Genomic DNA, 1532 nt, shown 5'->3' on the forward strand with positions numbered 1-1532 from the left:
TAACGAATGAAAGGGACTTCCCCGTCCCGAGTGATCCGCGCAGTTGCGTGGTACGGCATCGAGGTGCCACGATGGGAAGTGCGATCTCTCATCAACTCACTCGTTTTGTGGAAGGGGAAGGCCATGCGCATTGTCACCATCGGAATTGATCTTGCCAAGAACGTCTTTGCGGTTCACGGCGTGGACGCCGCAGGCAAAGCGGTGTTGGTTCGCCCCACTGTGCCGCGGGCCAAACTGCTCGAACTCATCGCCGCACTGCCACCCTGCCTCGTCGGCATGGAGGCGTGCTCCGGCGCCCACCACTGGGCACGCGAGTTTCAGAAGTTCGGCCACACCGTGCGCCTGATAGCGCCCAAATTCGTCACCCCTTACCGCCTCTCGGGCAAGCGCGGCAAGAACGATGCGGCGGACGCCGCCGCCATCTGCGAGGCCATCACCCGGCCCAGCATGCGCTTCGTGCCCATCAAGAGCATCGAGCAGCAAGGCCAGTTGCTGGTGCACCGTGCCCGCCAGGGTTTTATCGAGCAACGCACGGCCACGCTCAATCGCATCCGCGGCCTGCTCTCGGAGCTGGGCATCGTGCTGCCGTTGAAGGCGGCTGTGGTGCGTCGCGAGGCCTTGGCCCGCCTGGAAGATCTGCCGGGCTGGGCCAATACCGTGATCGGGGATCTGTTGAGCGAGGTCACCCGGCTCGATGAACGCGTCGCCCAGTACGACCAGCACATCCGAGCCATGGCCCGCCAAAGCGCCGAAGCACAGCGCCTGATGCAGCTCTCGGGGGTTGGGGAGATCACGGCCACCGCGCTCTTGAGCACCATCGGCAATGGCCGAGACTTCAAATGCGGGCGCCAACTGTGTGCCTGGCTCGGTCTGGTGCCCGGCCAGTACAGCTCGGGCGGCAAGCAGCGTCTGGGCCGCATCACCAAGGCCGGCGACCCGTACCTGCGCAGCTTACTGGTGCTGGGTGCCAGAGCGGTGCTGGCGGCAGCCAAGAACAAGAGCGACCCGATCAGCCGCTGGGCCACGGCGCTGGCGCAGCGACGCGGCTACTGGAAGGCCGTGGTGGCGATTGCGGCCAAGAACGCCCGCATGTGCTGGGCGGTGCTCAGTCGGGGCGAGGATTTCAGATTGCCGACCTGAGCACCGAGCGGCTCAACCGAACACATCAGCCAACAAGAGGAGATTTGATTCGATTTCCACCACCGCGTGCAGCCGCCGCCGTTGATGAGTCAAGGTTGGACCTGCGCGGGGCGTGACCGTTTAACTCAAGGAGTCCAGGGTCGATGCAAGCATCGACCCTCCTCGGCTAACGAATGGGTCCCCCGCGCGCGTCTTTCATCAGGGTCCGCTGCTATTCAAGCAGCATCCATGACCGTTTGTAGTTTCGCTGTCCGCATCCCTTGCTCTGTGAGCAACGCAGGCCTGGCGCTGAGGGTGGAAAACCGTCATCCAACGTCCGCTCCGTGATCTATCGCGCTGCGATGCTTCACGGCTGGATCGGTGTTTGACTTTCGAGGGGAAGCCCTTGTAGT

General features: G+C 63.6%; 1 protein-coding gene. It reads left to right on the forward strand.

Annotated features, from left to right (window positions below; all coding sequences use genetic code 11):
* Positions 1-123 precede the first annotated feature (123 nt).
* Entirely contained in the window at positions 124-1140 is a 1017-nt protein-coding gene (locus THIARS_RS18035; RefSeq protein WP_094160751.1) for an IS110 family RNA-guided transposase, read from the forward strand.
* The last annotated feature ends 392 nt before the right edge of the window (positions 1141-1532 follow it).

The organism is Thiomonas delicata, from assembly GCF_900088825.1.
Lineage (GTDB): Bacteria > Pseudomonadota > Gammaproteobacteria > Burkholderiales > Burkholderiaceae_C > Thiomonas_A > Thiomonas_A delicata.